The following is an 18,119-nucleotide window of genomic DNA, read 5'->3' on the forward strand; positions in this document are numbered from 1 at the left end:
GACGAGATCGACGCCGTCGGCCTGCGCCGCCAGGCGCTCGGCGGCGGCGGCACGGCCGGCGCGTTCACCGGCGACACCTCGTTCGAGGACTTCGCCTTCCACGGCCCGTGGGGCGCGCAGACGAGCAGCGGCGACCTGATCCTCGAGACGCGCGCGTGGCGCGAGAAGCTCTTCGAGCTGCGGGCGCCGAGCACCCAGCCGTGGCTGCCGCCCTCGCTCGCGGCGTTCTACGGGCGCATCGAGAACTTCATCTTCCCGGGGGGCATGGGCGGCGGGATGGGCGGCGGCATGGCCCTCAACCAGCTGCTGATCCAGATGGACGGCGTCGACGAGCCCCCGTTCTGGAACAAGTTCTGGACCAACCGCATCAACAACTTCCTCGACGCGTCGTACATCATCCCGCGCAAGGTCGGGAGCGTGACGCTGCGCCGCCGCGCGCCGAAGCCGCGGCAGGAGCAGGTCTACTTCATCGGCGCCACCAACGTGCCCATCGACCGCCTCGACCCGGCGCTCATCCGCCCGGGCCGCATGGGCCGCCACGTCTGGTTCCGCACGCCGACCAAGGATGATCGGGCCGACATCTTCGACCTCTATCTCGACAAGGTCGACCACGTCGCCGACCTCAACACGCCCAAGCGGCGCGACGAGCTGGCGCGGATCACCGGCGGCTACTCCCCCGCGATGATCGAGCAGGTCTGCTCGATGGCCCTGACCTACGCGCACGCAGACGGGCGGCTGGAGGCCGGCTGGGACGACATGGTCCAGGCGATCACGACGATCGAGTCGGGCACCGCGCAGAATATCGACTACATCGCCGAGGAGAGCCGCTCGACCGCGATCCACGAGGCCGGCCACGCGGTCGCCGCCCACGTCTACATGTCGTTTCGCCAGTCGACGCGCCTGTCGATCCGCAAGCGCGGCGGCTCGCTCGGCCACCACCAGGTGATGGATCGTGAAGAGCGCTTCGTGCGCTGGCGCCACCAGGAGGCGGCCGACATCGTCTGGGGCCTCGGCGCCATGGCCGCCGAGCACGTCTTCTACGGGGAGAACGGCACCGGCGTCGGCGGCGACGTGCAGTCGGCGAGCACCAGCGCCGCGGTCATGGTCGGCTTCTCGGGCATGGGGCCGATGCCGGTCGATCTGTCGCACCTGGAGTTCGAGAGCGACGAGGCGCGCGAGGAGGCCGAGCGCGAGTACCTGCGGCGCTTCGAGCGCATCGGCCAGAAGATCATGAACCGCTCGCGCGGCATGACCCAGAGCGGCGACCCGATCGCGGCGATCCTGCGCGATCCCCACAAGGCCCGATCGGCCGCGGAGATCCTCGGGCAGGCCTACGTGACCGCCTTCTGCGTGATCCGCCACAACCGCGAGCAGGTCGCCTACGTCGCCGACGAGCTCGTCAAGCGCAAGGAGCTGTTCGGCGACGAGGTCGTCGAGTTGCTGGAGTCGCTCGAGCTCGAGGCTCCGACCATCGACATCACCGACGACACGATCTGGCCGAAGCTGTGAGCGTCGAGCACGACATCCCCGACGACGACAACCAGCGCCCGAAGGACGCCGAGGTCGACGTCGTCGCCGAGGCTGAGGAGAGCTTCGAGCAGAGCCGCCACCGGCCGCCGGATCTCGTGGGCACGCGGCCCGAGTGGGATCCGGCGACGCTCGTGCCGACCGAGACGCCGCGCGCCGCCGCCGGCCGCCTGTGGGCGCCGGCAGGCGAAGGCGTAAGCGACACCGAGACGCTCGCCGCCGACGCCACGGCGGCCGCCACCACGCAGACCGCCGACGAAGCCGCCGCCCCAATCGAGGTGGTCGTCCCGCCGTACTCGCGCTACTCCGCGCGCTTCCAGTTCCTCTTCGGCGCGCTGATCGCCATCGGCGCAGCGGCGGTCGTGCTGCTCGTCGCCGTGGTCGTCGGCGGCAAGAACGACAACATCTCCACGTTGCCTGCCGGCCCGCCCTGGTCGAGGTGGGAACCGACCACCAAGGGCGTCCTCGGGGCGAACGAGATCGCCGACCACGTCGGGCGCGAGTACCGCGTCGGGGGCAAGCAGCTGGCCACGGTCACGGGCAGCGCGCTGGAGCTCCATGGGCTGCCGGTGACCATCGCCGTGCTGCAGACGGCAGCACAGGGCGGTGACATCGACATCTTGGACGGCACCGGCGTGCTCTATCGCCTGTGCGGCGTGTACGCCGACAACTGCAACCTCGCCGGTAAGCCGTCGCAAGCGCGTCTCCTGTTGCTGCGACGTGAGGCGCTGGAGCTGGCCTTGTACTCGTTCAAGTACCTCGGCGTGTCGAAGGCGGTCGTGATCCTGCCGCCGACGGGCCCGGCGGCGCTGGACCCGGTGACCGGCAAGCTCACGAAGGCCAAGACGACCCCCGCGCACGCGCTCCTGTTCCGCACCGACGAGCCCGACGTGCAGTCGGCGATCATCCATCCGCTCGCCACGACGCTGGTCGCCAAGAAGACGCCGACGGTCGCGAGCGTCAGCCGGTCGCCGGATGCGCAGAACGTCTCGGCGCTGACGATCGGCAAGCTCTTCTCATCCAAGTTCACGACGGCCAACCAGGACGCGGGCTTCATCCTGGTGCTCGACCCGGTACCCCTCGGCTGAGCCTGCTGCGTCCTCCCTCGCCTGACGAGCGCGCCGCCCTGGCGGCGGCCAAGGCACGACTGGACCGGCTGGAGCTCTACCCGCGGCCGGTCCGGCTGCGGCGCACCGTGCGGATCTTCACCGTGCCGTGGCTCTTCACGCTGCCGTGGTTCTCGCGCTTTGACGGCTACACGATGTGGGACCTGATCCTGCTGCGCGCGCCGCTGGCGACCACATCGGCCGACCTCGTCTGCCACGAGCTCTGCCACGTCTGGCAGATGCAGCACCACCCGCTGACGATGCCGCTGAGCTACCTCTACCGCGGCTACGCGTCCAACCCCTATGAGATCGAGGCGCGGCGCGCGGCGGCGGCAGGCTCGTAGCGCGAGCACTGCAGCACGGGCATCCGCGGGTACTTGGGCCAGTCGGGGTCCTTGAGACCGAGGCGGCACATCGAGAACTCCGAGCCGCGCCCGCTCTTGACGAGCTGCTGGTGCGCGCAGCGGTCGCACAGGCCGAATCGCGAAGCCTCCATTTGACCCTGAGCATCGCAGGCCCGCACCCCTCCCGACCCCCTCGGCGCAGGTTTGTTTCCTGCGCAACTACAATACGGCTCCTTGGCGATCTTCCGCAGACTCCTCGGCTTCCTGGCGCCCTACCGCCGCGGCGTGGTGCTCTCGGGCGTCCTCGCCGCCGTCGCGATGGCGCTGACGGTGACGATCCCATGGCTCACGGGCCGTGCCATCGACCAGATCCGGGCAGGCGACAGCTCGGACCTGGACCGGCTCGGGATCCTCATCGCGACCGCCGGCGTCGGGCGCCTGCTGTTGACCGTTGCGCGACGGTTGATCGCCGGGCGCGTCTCGCTCGGCGTCGAGTACGACCTGCGCCAGCGGCTCTACACGCACCTGCTCTCGCTGGAACTCGGCTTCTTCGACCGCCAGCAGACCGGCCAGCTGATGTCGCGCGCGACCGTCGACCTGCAGGCCGTGCGCTTCTTCCTCGGCTACGGCCTCGTGCTGATCATGCAGTCGGCGCTGACGATCGTGCTCGCCGCGGTGGCGATGCTGCTCGTCGATCCGCTGCTGGCGGTCATCTCGCTGGTGCCCGTCCCCTTCGTCGTGATCATCGCCGCGCGGTACGGCCGCCGCGCGCGGCCCGCCCAGCAGGCGGTCCAGCAGCGGATCGCGGAGCTGACCGCCGACGCGGAGGAGTCGATCGGCGGCGTGCGCGTCGTCAAGGCCTTCGCGCGCGAGGACCGCCAGCTCGAGCGCTTCGCCCGCTCGACCGCGCGCGTCTTTGACCAGGAGATGATCGCGACGAAGCTGAGCGCCTTCTACCAGCCGTTGATCGGCTTCCTGCCGCAGATCGGTCTGGCGTGCGTGCTGCTGTTCGGCGGGCGCCGGGTCGTGTCGGGCCACATGACGCTCGGCGACTTCACGGCGTTCTACACCTACTTGCTCATGTTGTTGGGACCGATGCGCTCGCTGGGCATGTCGCTCGGGCTGGCGCAGCGGGCGACCGCTTCGGGCGCGCGCATCTTCGAGCTGCTCGATCGCCGCGCAGCGATCGCGGCGCCGGCGTCGCCGCTCGCGCTGCCGGCGGGGAGCGGGCATGTCGAGCTGCGCGACGTCTCCTTCGGCTACGAGGGCGCGCCCGGGCACGCGCTGTACGACGTGTCGCTCGACGTCCCGGAGGGGACGACGGTCGCGCTGGTCGGCGCGACCGGCTCGGGCAAGACCACGTTGGTGGCCTTGCTCCCACGGCTTTATGACGTCAACGCCGGCGCAGTCCTGATCGACGGCGCCGACGTCCGCGACGTCGACCCCGTCGAGCTGCGCCAGGCGATCGCGGTCGTCGACGACGCGCCGTTCCTGTTCTCCACCACCATCGCCGACAACATCGCCTACGCGCGCGGCGGCGCCGAGCACGTGGCGATGGAGGAGATCGAGCGGGCCGCACGGCGCGCGCAGGCCCATGACTTCATCGCGGCGCTGCCCGACGGCTACGCGACGCGCGTCGGCGAGCGCGGCCTGACGCTCAGCGGCGGTCAGCGCCAGCGCGTCGCGATCGCGCGTGCGCTGCTGGCCGACCCGCGCGTCCTGGTCCTCGACGACGCGACCTCCGCGGTCGACGCCTCCACCGAGCAGGCGATCAAGGAGGCGCTGCGCGAGGCGATGGCCGGACGCACGACCTTCATCATCGCCCACCGGTTGAGCACGATCGCGCTGGCCGACCGCATCGTCGTGGTCGGAGACGGACGCATCATCGCCGAGGGCACCCACGACGAGCTGCTGGAGCTCTCACCGCTGTACGCCGAGATCGTCGAGAAGGGCCTGCCGGATCAGGTCTTCCTCAACCGCAACCCGATCGAGCGAGAGGTGGCGGGACTGTGAGAAGCGAGCAGGCAGCAGGACTGAGCCGGCGCGACGATCTGCGCCGCCGCCTGCGCGAGACCGGCGGACGCGGGCGCAAGCTGCGCGGCATCGTCGAGCTGCTGCGCCCCTACCGGACGCGGACGGCGCTGATGTTCGTGGCCCTGGTCCTGGGGACGGCCGCCTCGCTGGCGCCCGCGCCGCTGGCCAAGCAGGCGATCGACCAGGGCATCACCAAGGGCGACCTCGGCGCGCTGGACGTCATCGTCGTGCTCTTCATCTTCAGCGCGCTGGTGGTCTGGGGCACGTCTTACGTCCAGACATATTTGACCAACTGGGTCGGCCAGCGCGCCCTGCAGGATCTGCGGCTGGACATCTTCGAGCACCTGCAGGAGATGCCGGTCGGCTTCTACGAGCGCCGCCCGGCGGGCGTGCTGATCTCGCGCATGACCAACGACGTCGAGGCACTGGAGTCGATGGTCACCGACTCGGTCACCACCCTCTTTCAGGCGACGCTGACGCTGATCGGCTCGATCGCGATCCTGCTCTGGTTCGACGTCGAGCTCGCGCTGTTGACCTTCATCATCTTTCCGGTGATGGCCGTCGGCTCGCTGGCCTTCCGGCTGGCCTCGGCCGACGCGTTCCGGCGTACGCGCGAGACGATCGGCCAGCTCACGGCTTACCTGCAGGAGACCCTGTCGGGCATTCGCGTGATGCGCTCCTTCGCGCAGGAGCCGCGACACATAGATCGCTTCGCGATCCTCAACGCCGAGAATCGCGCAGCGAACCAGACGACGGTCAACCTGAACGCCGCGTACTTCCCGGCGATCGAGTTCGTCTCCGCCATCGCGACGGTCGGGATCCTCATCTACGGCGGCCATCAGGTGCTGGCCGGCAGCGTCACGGTCGGTGTCTTGGTCGGCTTCATCGCCGCGCTCAACGGCTTCTTCGACCCGATCTCGCAGCTGTCGCAGGTCTACACGACCTACCAGTCGGGCATGGCGGCGCTGGACAAGATCTTCGGTCTGCTCGACGAGGAGCCCGACCTGGTCGACAAGCCGGGCGCGCCGGACCTGCCGCGACCGCTGCGGGGCGAGATCGCGTTCGAGGACGTGACGTTCGCCTACTCGACGGCCGAAGGCACGAAGACCGCTTTGGAGGACGTGACGCTGCATGTCCCGCCGGGGCAGACCGTGGCGCTGGTCGGCGCGACCGGCGCGGGCAAGTCGACGTTCGCCAAGCTGGCGGCGCGCTTCTATGACCCGACCTCGGGTGCGATCAAGGTCGACGGCGTCGATCTGCGCGACGTGACGATGCGCTCGCTGCGCTCGCAGATGGGGATCGTGCCGCAGGAGGGCTTCCTGTTCAGCGGGACGCTGCGGGAGAACATCGCCTTCGGGATCCGCGACGACGGTGCTGTCGACGACGCGCTGCTGGAGCGCGCGTGCCGCGCCGTCGGCGCGTGGGAGTTCGTGCAGCGGTTGGAGCACGGGTTGGACACCCAGATCGGCGAACGTGGCGTGCAGCTGTCGGCGGGCCAGCGGCAGTTGGTGGCCTTTGCCCGTGCGCTGGTCGCCGACCCGCGGATCCTGGTCTTGGATGAGGCGACGTCGAACGTCGACCTCCACACCGAGACGATCATCGAGGAAGGCCTGCGGCGCCTGCTGGCGGGCCGGACCGCGATCGTAATTGCGCACCGGCTGTCGACCATCCGGCAGGCCGGGCGGATCGTGGTGCTCGAAGGCGGCCGGATCGTGGAATCCGGCACGCACGACGAGCTGCTCGCGGCAGAGGGCCATTACTGGCGCCTCTACCGCGATTGGGCCGAGCAGGCGGCGGCGTAGCGCCGCGCCCGCCAGGCGTCGAGGGACGACTGATGGTCCGTGACAGACCATCAGTCGTCCCTCGACGCAGCTGGAGGGGCTACTTCACGATGACCTTGCCCTCCATGCCGGCGGCCTTGTGGCCGTCCACGGGGCAGTAGAACTCATACGTGCCCTTCTTGAGGGTCACGGTGATCTTCGACGTGCCGCCGGGCTGAACGGTCTTGCCGTCCTTGTCGACGTGCTTGCCTTCGACGGCGATCGCGTGCGGCTTGCCCGAGCTGCTCGGGTTGGCCATGACGAACGTGACCTTGCCGTGCGACACGGTGATCTTGGTCTTGTTGAACTTCAACTTGCCCGCCGCATTGGCGGAGAGGTGAACGGTCTTGCCGCTGGCAGCGGCATTTGCCGGCTGATCGCGCGACAGCAGCAGGACTCCAGCAAGCGCGGTGAGCGCAGCAAGCGCGACGACGAGCATGCGGCGGGACGAGAGAAAGCTGGCCATGACAGTGCTCCCTTCGAGGGCAGATGGACGAGTGGCCTACCCCTCTAGACGCCGGAGGCGCCGGATCCTTCCCTCAGCGGTCAGCGGCCGAAGAGGCTGCGCTTGCGCTTCGGCGTCGTGCCGGCGCTGGTGTCGAAGCCGGGCGGTGCCTTGGAGACGCGGCTGGCAGGTGGATCCTGGCGCGGGGTGCTGGCAGGGGTAGCACTGCCGCTGCCCGGTCGCCCTGTGCCGATCTGCCGCGACGCTGGGCTCGCCCCGCCGAGCGCGGTGCGGCGCGTGTCGTACATATGCGGCAGGGCCTCGTCGATCTTGGCCAGCAGTTCGTCGCGCTCGCGCCGTGCCTTCTCGGGCTCCAACAGCAGCCGATCGGTCGGATGCATCTCGGCGTCGGTAGCCGCCGGAATGTGGCGGACCTTCCCCCGAATAGCGCTGTGGCGCACAGCAAGCGCCGCCTGCATCTGCGCATCGGCGGCATCGAACGCCCAACCGTGGAAGCCGACCCACACCACGCCGCCACCCTCTTGCCGCAACGCCGACCGCGGCGAGGCGAACCGGAAGTGCTGGGAGAACGAGAACGCCTCCCGCTCGGTGTGAAAGCGCAGGCGGAAGCCGACGAACACGTCGACGAACTGGCGGCCGAGCTCACCACCCTGCTCCCGCATCGCGGGCAGCAGCGAAGGATCGGCAGAAGGAAGCTCGAGCACGGCTTCCTTCTGATTCGGCCGTTTTCCGGCCAACCTGAGCGCATCGGGCCCGTCTACGACCTCTTGTCCAGACCCGCTCTGAGGCCCTTCGGGCCTTCAACGTCCGGTTTTGCGTCTCGAAGCCGACGCGGTGACGACCGACACGTTGCCGTAGCGGGCGACGGCTCCCGAAGTCTTCGCTCCCCTGGTCACCAACTTAGCCTCGTATTGCGCGGGCCCAACGTCAAGAACGAACTCCGTCCCAAGCCGCTCGACGGTGGCAACGATCGTGTCGAAATCAGGGTTCTGCTCACCGGACTCCATCTTGGCGATGCGCGGCTGGGATACGCCAAGGTTCTCGGCAAGCGCCCGCTGGGACAGCCCGTGATCGGACCGATATCCGATCAGCATGACCGCGAACTGCCGAGCCGGAGCCAGCCTCAACCACTCACGCCGAAAGTCATCGTCGGAGTTGAGCTCCTCGCCGACGAGTTCCCCGAAGCTGACACCGCTGCTGCTGTTATGCCTGACCATGACTCATTCATGATAACCTATGAGTGATTGATCGACTCAGAGATCAGCCTCGCCGGCGAGCGACTTCATGTGCGGGCCTTGCAGCTTGGGACCCAACTGGCGCAACTTGTCGATCACCGTGAAGACCCCGCGCCGCTCATCTCGCGCCTTCACCCCTTCGAAGTCCTGCACCGCCCCAACGTCGAAGTCCACCACCCAATGCTCACTCACGGCAGAGCACTCTAGATCGCCGCAGTGGCGCTTGGGTATAGGTGTTAGCTACTGGCGAGACCAGCGAGCAGCACGGCCACGCCGAGCACGGGCACGATCCACAGCATCGCTCGGAAGAACGGCCGGCTCATACTCTCGTCGAACCGCGTCGTGTCCCGGCCACGGGCCTGCATGCGATCGTGGATCTTCGCGATCTGGTGACGGTAGGTCAGTGGCCAGATGAGAAACAGCAGTCCGGCGATGATCTCGGGCCAGTTCATGCTCGACCGCGGGCGTACCCGGGAAGGAGCGCCCAGAACGCAGAAAGCGCCCGTTTCTAGGCGCTTCGCGAGACTGCCGGACTAGGACTCGAACCTAGAATAACTGGACCAGAACCAGCCGTGTTGCCAATTACACCATCCGGCAATGGGGCGGTGTTGCGGCCGCCGAGTATAGAAGGCTAGGCCGCGTCGCGGTCGCTTGGCGCGAAGCGGGCGGTGATGGCGTCTTCGAGGCCGGGGTCGAGTACCAGCAGGACCTCGTCGCCGGCCTCGATGATCGAGTCGGACTTGGGGACGAAGCCGCGGCCGGCGCGCAGCAGCGAGATGATCAGCGCGCCGTCGGGGAGGTTCATCTCGTGGACGGTCTTGCCGGCGGCGGGTGAGTGCTGGGTGACCTCGACCTCGATGATCTCCAGCTGCTCGTCGCGAAGATCCAGCAGGTGCACGAGCCCGTAGGACGGCACCTCGTGCTCGATCAGGCGCAGGATCAGGTCGGTCGCGCTGACGGCGGGCTGGATGCCCAGCAGCTCGAACCAGGGTCGGTTTCGCGGGTTGTTGATGCGGGCGATGATGCGCTCGCAGAGGTACTTCTCCTTGGCGATCTGGCAGATCAGGAGGTTGTCCTCATCGTCGCCGGTGACCGCGATGCACAGGTCGGCGCGCTGGATGCCCGCGCGCTCCAGGACCCACAGCTCGGTCGCGTCGCCGTACTGGACGGCGTGCTCGAGCTCCTGCTCGATCGTGAGGTACCGCGTGCGACGGCTCTCGATGAGCGTCACCTCGTTGCCCTTGTCGATCAGCTCGCGGGCGAGGTTCCAACCGACCTTGCCGCCTCCGGCGATGATCACGTACATCCGTGCGCTCCTTAGCCGATCTCGCCGAGCGCCGAGGTGAACATCTCGATCGCGTGCTGCGTGGGACAGATGGTGTGCAGGCCCTGCTCGCGATACCAGGCGGCCCGGGCCGGGTCCATGACGCGCACGATGACCTTCTCGACCTCGTAGTGCTTCTGCGCGATCTGCGAGATCGTCAAGTTGGTGTTGTCGCCGTCGGTGGACGCGATGAAGACGTCGGCCTCGAGGATGCCGGCCTCGGTCAGCGCGTCGACCTCCATGCCGTGGCCGACGGTGAAGCGACCGCCGGCCTCCTCCCAGGTGCGGTCCATGCCGACCTCGAGGCGCTCATGCGACAGCGGGTCCTCGTCGAGGACCGAGACGGTGTGGCCGGCAGCCAGGGAAGACCGGGCGACTGAGGAGCCGACGCGACCCGCGCCGACGATGAGGATGAACATCGACGCGAACATTACCCAGCGGGCCGCGGTTCAGCGCTCCTCGGGTGGCTAGGTCGAGGGACAGTGAACGCCGTGTTAACGCGGCGGCCGCTCGCGCAGCGGCGGCGCCGCGCTGATCGACTGGTCGTGCGCCCGCCCGTCGTCGCCGGCCCGGGTCGGATGCTCCTCGGGATCGAGCGCGCTCGTGACCGGCACATCGCTCGACGGCGGCGCCGTCAGGATGACCTCACAGCCCGCCTTGGAGACGACGTATTTCGTCGCATCCCCGACAAAGTTGTCCATCGGCCCGCCACGGCCGCCGAGCAGCGCGCCGCCACGGATCCGCGACGGCTCCTCAGCCGCCAGCACGATCGCCTGCACGCCCCGCCGCCGCGCCTCGTCGACGATCGCCGTGCCCGCGCGCCGGGCGCGCACCGTCGCCGTCGCGACCTCGACGCCCTCGTACTCCTCCCCCACCGCCTTGGCCCGCCGCAGCGCCGCCCGCGCGCGCTCCAGCTGCGCGTCGGGCAGCCGCGCGTCGATCGGCAGCGCCATCGGCACCTCGAAGATCCACAGCGCCTCGATCGTCGAGCCCTGGCGATCGAGGCCCGGATCGATCTCCTCGCCGGCCAGCCGCCCGGCGGTCTGGATCATGTCGTCGTCCAACGGCGTGCCCGTCAGCGGCACCAAGATCGACCCGTACTCGAGCTCGTCGCGCTCCAGCTTCAGCGCCGCCTCAGGGACCGTCACCCGCTTGAGGATCGACTTGCCCTGGGTTCGCCGGTAGACGACGTAGGTCACCAGGCCGAAGGCCATCCAGCCGAAGCCCACGTAGCGGGCGCCAGAGTGGGTGATCACGACGCTGACCCACGCCGCGGCCGACAGGATCGCTCCGACGACCGCCGGCAGCGGCAGCGAGCCGCCACGGAACGGCACCGAGAGCGGAACGCTGTAGAAGCGCTCGCGGTCGGGCTCGCGGTAGCGCAGCGAGATGATCGAGAGGTGCGCGATCGTCAGCCCCAGCAGGGCGCCGAACGCGTAGATGCCGACGAGGAAGTCGAGGTCCTCGGGCACGATCAGCGCGCCCGCGATGACCGCGGCGATGATGATCAGGACGAACGGCGTCGAGCGCGTCGGGTGCAGGCGCCCCAGCGCGCTCGGGATCTGGCGGTTGCGCGACAGCGAGTAGGCCAGCCGCGACAGGCCGAGCATCGCGGAGTTCGACGCGGCGATCAGCGTCGCGGTCGCCGCGACCGAGATGGTGTACTTGAAGACCGTCGCCAGCCAGTCGGTGTCAAACGCGTCGGCGATGCCGAGCACCGGCGCCTCGAGGTAGCGGTCGCTCAGCGCCGTCGTTCCGTCGGTGACCGGGAACGCCGTCATCGCGACCAGGCCGATGCCGACGTAGACCACCATGACGACGACGGTCGCGCTGCCGATCAGGCGCTTGAGCGACGCACGGCTCGCGGTCACCTCCGCCGACACGCCCGCCGCCGACTCCAGCCCCGTGAAGACCACGGTCGCCACGCCGAGGGCGAAGATGACGTCGCTCCACTTCGGCGTCGTCCCGAGGTGGATCGGGTTGACCAGGTTGTCGTAGTTGAAGAAGGCGGCGAGCCCGATGACGATCAGCGCCAGCTGCAGGCCGATGTCGGCGATGACCAGCGCGCTGATCCGGTTGACGCGCGTCGTGGAGAAGCCGCGGATGTTGCGCAGCGCGACGTAGGCGACGATCCCCAGCGCGAGGATGATCTCGGTGCTGCCGTGCCCGAGGTCGCCCCAGAAGGCCGCCAGGTAGTTCGTCGCCGAGAACGCGGTGACCGCGATCAGGATGACGTAGTCGAGCAGGATCGCCCAGCCGGCGATGAAGCTGATGAGCTCGTTGAATCCGTAGCGGGCGAAGACCGTCGAGCCCGCGCGCTCGGGGTGCAGCGAGGCGCCCTCGACGTAGGTCATCGCCGCCAGGGCGAAGAAGAGCGCTGCGACGAGGAAGACGAGCGGCGTCAGGCCGAGCGCGTGATCGGCGACGACGCCGAGCGAGAAGTAGATCGAGCTGGCGACCGCCGTGTAGACGATCGCAAACAGCGCCGGCTGGCCGAGCCCCTTGCCGAGCATCGGGCCGCTCAGCGCTCCCGCGGCGCGCGGCTGGCGAGGCGCGTGTTGATGTAGATGCGACCCAGGCCGGCGGCGATGAACAGCACGCCCATCAACAATCCGAAGGCCAGCCCGCCGCCGCCCGCCATGATCGTCCGGACGATCATGGCGATGCCAAGGATCACGAGGACCACCGACAGCAGGCCGGTCGTCTGCCGATGCAGGTTGCGTGGCTCGGGCATCTTCTGGGGCACAGGCTAGACGCCGGTCACTCGTCGAGGACGGTGATCGGGCGCTTGGAGGGCGGCACCTTGGCGGCGTCGGACTGGATGATCACGCGACATGGCCTTTCGGCCAGCACGGTCTCCAGCGTCTTGCCGAACAGGGTGGCGCCGCTGCGCGGCGGTAGCGGCGCGACGATCGCCTGGGCGCGCAGTTCGCGCGCCTCCGAAACGATCATCCGGCCGGCACCTCCTGATCGCACCTTCTCGATGTGGCCGGTCACGCGCCGGCCGCCCTGCAGGCGGGCCTGCTCGATGATCGATTCTGCCGCCTGCTCGGCCTCGGGGAGCTCAGCGGTGATCGGCGAGGACTGCGGCACCGCGATGTAGACGAGCACGTGGATGCCGCGCCGGCGCCGCGCGGCGAGCTTGGCCGCGGTCGCCACCGCGCCGTGCGAGTAGGAGGCCTGCGCGTCGAGCACCACCAGCACCGACTCGTACTCGGCCTCGTGCTCGACGACCGAGCGCTCAATCGCGACCTTGTGCGTCGTTGTCAGGTCCAGCCCCTGGCGGCGGCGGTAGACCGGGTAGATGAGCATCCCGAGCGTCAGCCAGCCGATGCCGGCGAGCGCGACGTCGATGTGCAACGCGGTGACGACGAGGAACGCCAGGAAGGTGAAGAGCCCGCCGAAGACCGCGAACAGCGGCAGCGAGCGCCCGCCGCTGAGCGCGATGTTGCCCGGCCCGCGCCACGGCCGGCGGGCATCGGGCTGCGACAGCCGCAGACGGACCACCGCGAGGTGCGCGACCGTGAACGACAACATCGCCCCGAAGGCGTACATGTTGCCCAGGAAGTCGGCCTTCCCGGGGATGACCGCCAGGCAGGCGACCGCACCGAAGATCATGATCCCGATGTACGGCGTGCCGTACTTAGGGTGCAACGTGCGCAGCTTGTCGGGCACCTGGCGGTGGATGCCCATCGAGTAGACGAGTCGCGACACGCCGATGATCCCCGCGTTGGAGGCGATCAGCAGGATCGTGGCCGCCAGGATGCCGACGTAGATCTCCGCCGGTCCTTGCAGGAAGCCGAGGTCGAAGTGCTTGACGACGCCGAGCACCGGGTCGCCGGAGAAGCCGCCCTGGTCCTCGGGCAGGCCGAGCTGGGTCGTGTAGGTGCCGTCGGGACCTTTGGTGACCGGCAGCGCGCTCAGCGCGACCATCGGCAGCAGCGAGTAGATCGCGAACACCGCGATCACCACGCGGTTGATCGCCGCCGGAATCGTCTTCTCCTCGTCCTTGGCCTCCTCGGCCATGTTCGAGATCGTCTCGATGCCCGTGTAGGCGATCATGCCCACCGGGATCGCGACGAAGAAGTCCTTCCACGTCGGCGCGATGCCGAGCGACACGTTGTCGATCAGCGTGCTCGGGCTGAACACCAGGAACAGGCCGATCGCGACGAGCAGCAGCTGCGTGAGGAAGTCGACGACGGCCAGGCCGATGTTGACGCCGGCCGACTCCTTGGCGCCGCGGACGTTGACGGCCGACAGCGCGGCGATCAGGCCGATCGAGAAGATGATGTCGCCGGGGCCGTGGCGCAGCTCTGCCCAGAAGAGGCCGCCGAGGTAGTGCGGCACGAAGAACGCCGAGATGGCGATCGTGATCGTGTAGTTGAGCATCTGCGCCCAGGCGGCGAAGAAGCTCCAGAACTCGTTGAAGGCGTGGCGCGCGAACGACGACGAGCCGCCCGCCTCCGGGTACATCGCGGTCGCCTCAGCGTAGGTGGCGGCCGTCAGGTAGAAGATGAAGCCGGTGATGATGAACACCACCGGGGTGAGGCCGAGCGCGAAGCTGGCGACGAGGCCCAACGCGTAATAGATCGACGATCCCACGTTGCCGTAGGCGGTCGAGAAGAGCGCGTTGACCCCGAGGACGCGCTGGAGGCCATGGAGTCGGCGTTCGGCCATCGAGCGCTGCGCAGTGTAGGCCGCGGGGCGGTCGGGAGGCGCCGCCGTCTATCGGACACCTTGCCGTCGCGGCTCTTGCATCGAGCCCGTGCGGACGATGAGACTCGCTGCGCAGGGACGCTCCATCCAGGACACAGAGGTCCGCAATCAGGAGGAACAGGGTCCATGCACAAGCTCATCTGCGCGCTCGCCACGGTCGTGGCCGCGTGCGGCCTCGCCGCTCCGGCGGCCATGGCCGACGGTCCGGGGTCGGGCACGCCGTCGGTCGTCAGCGTCGGCGACTCGGCCATCAGCGGGGAGGCCGGCCGCTGGGCCGGCAACACCAACGGCAGCTCCAACAACGTCGACGCGCTCGGGTCAAGCGCCTACTGGGACACGGCGACGGGCGAATCGACCCCCGGCTGCCACCGCTCCAAGGCCAACGAGATCGCCATCGGCGGCGGTGTCAACTCCGCCAACCTCGCGTGCAGCGGCGCGCGCACCTCCACGCAGCCCTTCAGCTCCGGCAGCGACTTCAAGCCCGGGCTGGACTTCTACGACGACGGTGCGGGCCACCTCGGCCAGGCCAAGACGCTGCAGCAGTACGCCTCGACGCACAACGTCAAGTTGGTGGTCGTGCTGATCGGCGCCAACAACTACGGCTTCGCCGACATCGTGCAGTCCTGCGTCGTCGACTTCCTCACCAGCCCGAGTTGGTGGAAGGACTACTGCTATGACGACTCGAGCGTGAGCTCGCGCTTCACCGCGGCCAACCAAGCGACGATCACGACGCAGGTCGCCGGCGCCTTCCAGAACCTGCGGACGGCGATGCGCAACGCCGGCTACGCCGACAACGCGTGGACGCTGGACGTCCAGACCTACGCCTCGCCGCTCCCGCGCGGCGCGGCCATCCGCTACTCGGAGTCCGGCTACACGCGCCAGTCGACGGGTGGCTGTGGCGTCTGGAACCGCGACGCCGATTGGGCCAACGACACGGCCGTCGTGGCCATGAACAACTCGGCCCGCAACGGCGCTTCGCAGTCGGGGCTGACCAACACGAAGATCCTCGAGACCTCGTCGCTGTTCAACGGCCGGCGGCTGTGTGAGAACACGGTCGGGCTGTTGGAGGAGAAGGGCCTGGCGACCTGGACGAGCGCCGGCGCGGCCGACCAGACCGAGTGGGTCAGCCAGATCCGGACGACCTCGACGCTCTTCGGGCCCTACCTGCTCCAAGAGGACCTGCACCCCAACTACTGGGGTGAGAAGGCGCTGCGCAACTGCGTGCGGCAGGCCTACAACGGCGGCACGCCGCGCGGCGGTACGTGCACGCACGGGACCGGGCTCAACGCCAACGGCGAGCCCAACACGACGCTGAGCTAGCGGTATCGCGAGGGGTGGGCCCGCCGCGCGCGGTCTGACCGCGGCAAACAGGCCCACCCTCGCGTGCTGTCCTACGTGATGATCGGGATGATCAGGATCGCCACGATGTTGGCGACCTTGATCATGGGGTTGATCGCCGGTCCGGACGTGTCCTTGAACGGGTCGCCGACGGTGTCGCCGGTGACCGACGCAGCGTGGGCCTCAGAGCCCTTGCCGCCGAACGCGCCGTCCTCGATCAGCTTCTTGGCGTTGTCCCAGGCCCCGCCGCCCGCGGTCATCATGACCGCGAAGAAGAAGCCGACGACGATGACGCCGATCAGCAGGCCACCCAGCGCCTGGATGTCGATCACGCCGACGATGAACGTCATCGCGATCGGCAGCAGCGCCGGCAGGATCATCTCCCGCTGCGCGGCCTTGGTGACGAGGTCGACGCAGCGCGCGTAATCGGGCTGGTCGGTGCCCTCCATGATCCCGGGCTTCTCCCGGAACTGCCGGCGGACCTCCTCGACGACCTCGCCGCCCGCGCGGCCGACGGCCTCCATCGACATCGCCGCAAACAGGCAGACCATCAGGCCGCCGAGCAGCAAGCCGATCAGGACTGCCGGGTTGCCGACGTCGAAGTTCAACGTCGAAGCGCTGACGCCGTTGTCGGCCAGCTCGAAGCGGAAGCCCGCGAAGAGCACGACGGCCGCCAGGACGGCGGAGCCGATCGCGTAGCCCTTGGTGACGGCCTTGGTCGTGTTGCCGACCGCGTCGAGCTTGTCGGTGATGTTGCGAACCTCTTCGGGCAGCTCGGCCATCTCGGCGATGCCGCCCGCGTTGTCGGTGATCGGCCCGAAGGCGTCCAGCGCGACGATCAGGCCGGTCAGCGACAGCTGGCCCATGACGGCCACGCCGATCCCGTAGATGCCGATCGTCCCGCCGCCCGCGAGCTTCCACGAGCCGAGGATGCCGAGGCAGAGCACCAGCGCCGGCAGCGCGGTGGCCTGAAAGCCCTGCGCGAGGCCGGAGATGATGTTCGTCGCGTGGCCCGTCTGCGAGGCGGCGGCGGTCTTCTTGACCGGGCCGAAGCGCGTCGAGGTGTAGTAGTCGGTGATGACGAACAGCAGCGCGGTGACGCCGATGCCGATCAGCGCGCAGAGGTAGAGCTTGCCGACGCCCGGCGTGTCGAGGCCGCCCTTGTACTGGACGCCGTCCATCAGCCACTTGGTGACCGGGTAGAACAGGATCGCCGCGATGACGCCAGAGGCGATGAGGCCCTTGTAAAGCGCGCCCTCGACGTTGTCGGTCTTGGTCTTGACGAAGAACGTGCCGATGATGGAGGCCACGATCGCCACGGCGCCGAGGACCAGCGGGTAGAGGGCCGCGGCCGTCGCGTCGGTCGCGGTGAACGTCAGGACGCCCAGCAGCATGACCGCGACCGCCGTGACCGCGTAGGTCTCGAACAGGTCGGCCGCCATGCCCGCGCAGTCGCCGACGTTGTCGCCGACGTTGTCGGCGATCGTCGCCGGGTTGCGCGGATCGTCCTCGGGGATGCCGGCCTCGACCTTGCCGACGAGGTCCGCGCCCACGTCGGCCGCCTTGGTGAAGATGCCGCCGCCGACTCGAAGGAACAGGGCGAGCAGTGAGCCACCGAAGCCGAAGCCGATGAGGATGGCGGACGCGGTGTTCTGGAAGATCGCGATGATGATCGTGGCGCCGAGCAGGCCGAGGCCGACGGTGAACATGCCGGCCACGCCGCCGGTGCGGAAGGCGATCCGCATGGCCGACCGCTCGCCGCCCTCGTTCGCGGCCGCGGCCACCCGGACGTTCCCGCGCACCGCCAGCCACATCCCGGTGAATCCCGCCAGCGCCGAGAACAGGGCGCCGACCAGGAAGAAGAGGGACCGGCCGATCCGGACCGAGCCGGTATCAGCGGGCAGGATCAGCAGCACAAAGAAGATCAGCACCACGAAGACGCCGATCGTCCTGAACTGCCGGCGCAGGTAGGCCGCCGCGCCTTCCTGCACGGCCGTGGCGATCTCCTGCATCTTCGGCGAGCCCTGACTGGCCGCCAGCACGTCCCTGACCAGCCAGCCGGCCACGGCCAGCGCCACCAGGGCGACCACAGCAACGACCGCGACCCAGGTCAGGTTCGCGCCCGCGACAGTGGCTGCTCCGCCCGCCGCAGCGGGATTGAGCGTTGACATCTGTCCTCCTTGACAGGGGAAACAAGCGACGCTCGAGC

At 68.9% G+C, this 18,119-nt stretch carries 18 protein-coding genes and 1 tRNA gene; 6 read left to right on the forward strand and 13 right to left on the reverse strand.

Annotated features, from left to right (window positions below; genetic code table 11):
* The 3 genes from VGO10_RS03230 to VGO10_RS03240 all read left to right on the forward strand — a co-directional run.
* Positions 1 to 1,509: AAA family ATPase (locus VGO10_RS03230; protein ID WP_327465093.1), on the forward strand; the 1,509-nt coding region annotated here is incomplete at its 5' end.
* A complete protein-coding gene (locus tag VGO10_RS03235; protein WP_327465095.1) occupies positions 1,506 to 2,615 on the forward strand; it encodes a hypothetical protein in 1,110 nt (369 codons plus the stop codon). The genes VGO10_RS03230 and VGO10_RS03235, both read left to right, overlap by 4 nt.
* A 107-nt stretch (positions 2,616 to 2,722) precedes the next feature.
* Positions 2,723 to 2,977 (forward strand): hypothetical protein, encoded by a 255-nt coding sequence (locus tag VGO10_RS03240; protein WP_327465097.1) that lies wholly within the window; start codon positions 2,723 to 2,725, stop codon positions 2,975 to 2,977.
* On the opposite strand, the gene VGO10_RS03245 is transcribed toward VGO10_RS03240, so the two are convergent.
* Positions 2,935 to 3,129, reverse strand: a complete 195-nt coding sequence (locus VGO10_RS03245; RefSeq protein WP_327465099.1) for a hypothetical protein — start codon at positions 3,127 to 3,129, stop codon at positions 2,935 to 2,937. The genes VGO10_RS03240 and VGO10_RS03245 overlap by 43 nt on opposite strands.
* Before the next feature lie 82 nt (positions 3,130 to 3,211).
* On the opposite strand from VGO10_RS03245, the gene VGO10_RS03250 reads away from it, so the two are divergent.
* Positions 3,212 to 4,990 (forward strand): ABC transporter ATP-binding protein, encoded by a 1,779-nt coding sequence (locus tag VGO10_RS03250; RefSeq protein WP_327465101.1) that lies wholly within the window; start codon positions 3,212 to 3,214, stop codon positions 4,988 to 4,990.
* A complete protein-coding gene (locus tag VGO10_RS03255) occupies positions 4,987 to 6,813 on the forward strand; it encodes an ABC transporter ATP-binding protein (protein WP_327465103.1) in 1,827 nt (608 codons plus the stop codon). The genes VGO10_RS03250 and VGO10_RS03255 overlap by 4 nt, the downstream gene beginning before the upstream one ends.
* A gap of 79 nt (positions 6,814 to 6,892) precedes the next feature.
* Here VGO10_RS03255 and VGO10_RS03260 read toward each other — a convergent pair whose 3' ends face one another.
* The 11 genes from VGO10_RS03260 to VGO10_RS03310 all read right to left on the reverse strand — a co-directional run bounded on the left by VGO10_RS03260 (position 6,893) and on the right by VGO10_RS03310 (position 14,533).
* Positions 6,893 to 7,297 carry a plastocyanin/azurin family copper-binding protein gene (locus VGO10_RS03260; protein WP_327465105.1) on the reverse strand — a complete coding sequence of 135 codons (405 nt, stop codon included), beginning with the start codon at positions 7,295 to 7,297 and terminating at the stop codon, positions 6,893 to 6,895.
* Positions 7,298 to 7,377: 80 nt separating this feature from the next.
* Complete coding sequence (locus VGO10_RS03265; protein ID WP_327465107.1) at positions 7,378 to 8,001, reverse strand: hypothetical protein; 624 nt, start codon at positions 7,999 to 8,001, stop codon at positions 7,378 to 7,380.
* 96 nt (positions 8,002 to 8,097) lie between these two features.
* Positions 8,098 to 8,514, reverse strand: a complete 417-nt coding sequence (locus VGO10_RS03270; RefSeq protein ID WP_327465109.1) for a helix-turn-helix transcriptional regulator — start codon at positions 8,512 to 8,514, stop codon at positions 8,098 to 8,100.
* Positions 8,515 to 8,550: 36 nt separating this feature from the next.
* Entirely contained in the window at positions 8,551 to 8,724 is a 174-nt protein-coding gene (locus tag VGO10_RS03275; protein WP_327465111.1) for a hypothetical protein, read from the reverse strand.
* Positions 8,725 to 8,768: 44 nt separating this feature from the next.
* On the reverse strand, positions 8,769 to 8,984 hold the full coding sequence (locus VGO10_RS03280) for a hypothetical protein (protein WP_327465113.1): 216 nt from the start codon (positions 8,982 to 8,984) through the stop codon (positions 8,769 to 8,771).
* A gap of 73 nt (positions 8,985 to 9,057) precedes the next feature.
* Positions 9,058 to 9,129: transfer RNA gene (locus tag VGO10_RS03285), tRNA-Gln, on the reverse strand.
* A 34-nt stretch (positions 9,130 to 9,163) separates the two neighbouring features.
* On the reverse strand, positions 9,164 to 9,838 hold the full coding sequence (locus tag VGO10_RS03290; RefSeq protein WP_327465115.1) for a potassium channel family protein: 675 nt from the start codon (positions 9,836 to 9,838) through the stop codon (positions 9,164 to 9,166).
* 11 nt (positions 9,839 to 9,849) lie between these two features.
* Positions 9,850 to 10,275, reverse strand: a complete 426-nt coding sequence (locus VGO10_RS03295) for a potassium channel family protein (protein WP_327465117.1) — start codon at positions 10,273 to 10,275, stop codon at positions 9,850 to 9,852.
* A gap of 75 nt (positions 10,276 to 10,350) precedes the next feature.
* Positions 10,351 to 12,369 (reverse strand): amino acid permease, encoded by a 2,019-nt coding sequence (locus tag VGO10_RS03300; RefSeq protein WP_327465119.1) that lies wholly within the window; start codon positions 12,367 to 12,369, stop codon positions 10,351 to 10,353.
* A gap of 8 nt (positions 12,370 to 12,377) precedes the next feature.
* The gene (locus VGO10_RS03305) at positions 12,378 to 12,590 is read right to left on the reverse strand and encodes a hypothetical protein (RefSeq protein WP_327465121.1); all 213 of its coding nucleotides are present in this window, start codon (positions 12,588 to 12,590) and stop codon (positions 12,378 to 12,380) included.
* Positions 12,591 to 12,616: 26 nt separating this feature from the next.
* Positions 12,617 to 14,533, reverse strand: coding sequence for an APC family permease (locus tag VGO10_RS03310; RefSeq protein ID WP_327465123.1), 1,917 nt, complete (start codon positions 14,531 to 14,533; stop codon positions 12,617 to 12,619).
* A gap of 165 nt (positions 14,534 to 14,698) precedes the next feature.
* On the opposite strand from VGO10_RS03310, the gene VGO10_RS03315 reads away from it, so the two are divergent.
* Positions 14,699 to 15,892 carry a hypothetical protein gene (locus VGO10_RS03315; RefSeq protein WP_327465125.1) on the forward strand — a complete coding sequence of 398 codons (1,194 nt, stop codon included), beginning with the start codon at positions 14,699 to 14,701 and terminating at the stop codon, positions 15,890 to 15,892.
* A gap of 71 nt (positions 15,893 to 15,963) precedes the next feature.
* Here VGO10_RS03315 and VGO10_RS03320 read toward each other — a convergent pair whose 3' ends face one another.
* Positions 15,964 to 18,081, reverse strand: coding sequence for a sodium-translocating pyrophosphatase (locus VGO10_RS03320; RefSeq protein ID WP_327465127.1), 2,118 nt, complete (start codon positions 18,079 to 18,081; stop codon positions 15,964 to 15,966).
* Positions 18,082 to 18,119 lie beyond the last annotated feature (38 nt).

Origin of the sequence: Baekduia sp., assembly GCF_035996765.1 — a bacterium.
Taxonomy (GTDB): domain Bacteria; phylum Actinomycetota; class Thermoleophilia; order Solirubrobacterales; family Solirubrobacteraceae; genus Baekduia.

Bases quoted from the DNA above. Each gene is read 5' to 3' on its own strand.
- VGO10_RS03260 (WP_327465105.1), bottom strand. From the start codon at position 7,297: ATGGCCAGCTTTCTCTCGTCCCGCCGCATGCTCGTCGTCGCGCTTGCT.
- VGO10_RS03270 (WP_327465109.1), bottom strand. From the start codon at position 8,514: ATGGTCAGGCATAACAGCAGCAGCGGTGTCAGCTTCGGGGAACTCGTC.
- VGO10_RS03245 (WP_327465099.1), bottom strand. From the start codon at position 3,129: ATGGAGGCTTCGCGATTCGGCCTGTGCGACCGCTGCGCGCACCAGCAG.
- VGO10_RS03305 (WP_327465121.1), bottom strand. From the start codon at position 12,590: ATGCCCGAGCCACGCAACCTGCATCGGCAGACGACCGGCCTGCTGTCG.
- VGO10_RS03320 (WP_327465127.1), bottom strand. From the start codon at position 18,081: ATGTCAACGCTCAATCCCGCTGCGGCGGGCGGAGCAGCCACTGTCGCG.
- VGO10_RS03290 (WP_327465115.1), bottom strand. From the start codon at position 9,838: ATGTACGTGATCATCGCCGGAGGCGGCAAGGTCGGTTGGAACCTCGCC.
- VGO10_RS03280 (WP_327465113.1), bottom strand. From the start codon at position 8,984: ATGAACTGGCCCGAGATCATCGCCGGACTGCTGTTTCTCATCTGGCCA.
- VGO10_RS03300 (WP_327465119.1), bottom strand. From the start codon at position 12,369: ATGCTCGGCAAGGGGCTCGGCCAGCCGGCGCTGTTTGCGATCGTCTAC.
- VGO10_RS03315 (WP_327465125.1), top strand. From the start codon at position 14,699: ATGCACAAGCTCATCTGCGCGCTCGCCACGGTCGTGGCCGCGTGCGGC.
- VGO10_RS03295 (WP_327465117.1), bottom strand. From the start codon at position 10,275: ATGTTCATCCTCATCGTCGGCGCGGGTCGCGTCGGCTCCTCAGTCGCC.
- VGO10_RS03310 (WP_327465123.1), bottom strand. From the start codon at position 14,533: ATGGCCGAACGCCGACTCCATGGCCTCCAGCGCGTCCTCGGGGTCAAC.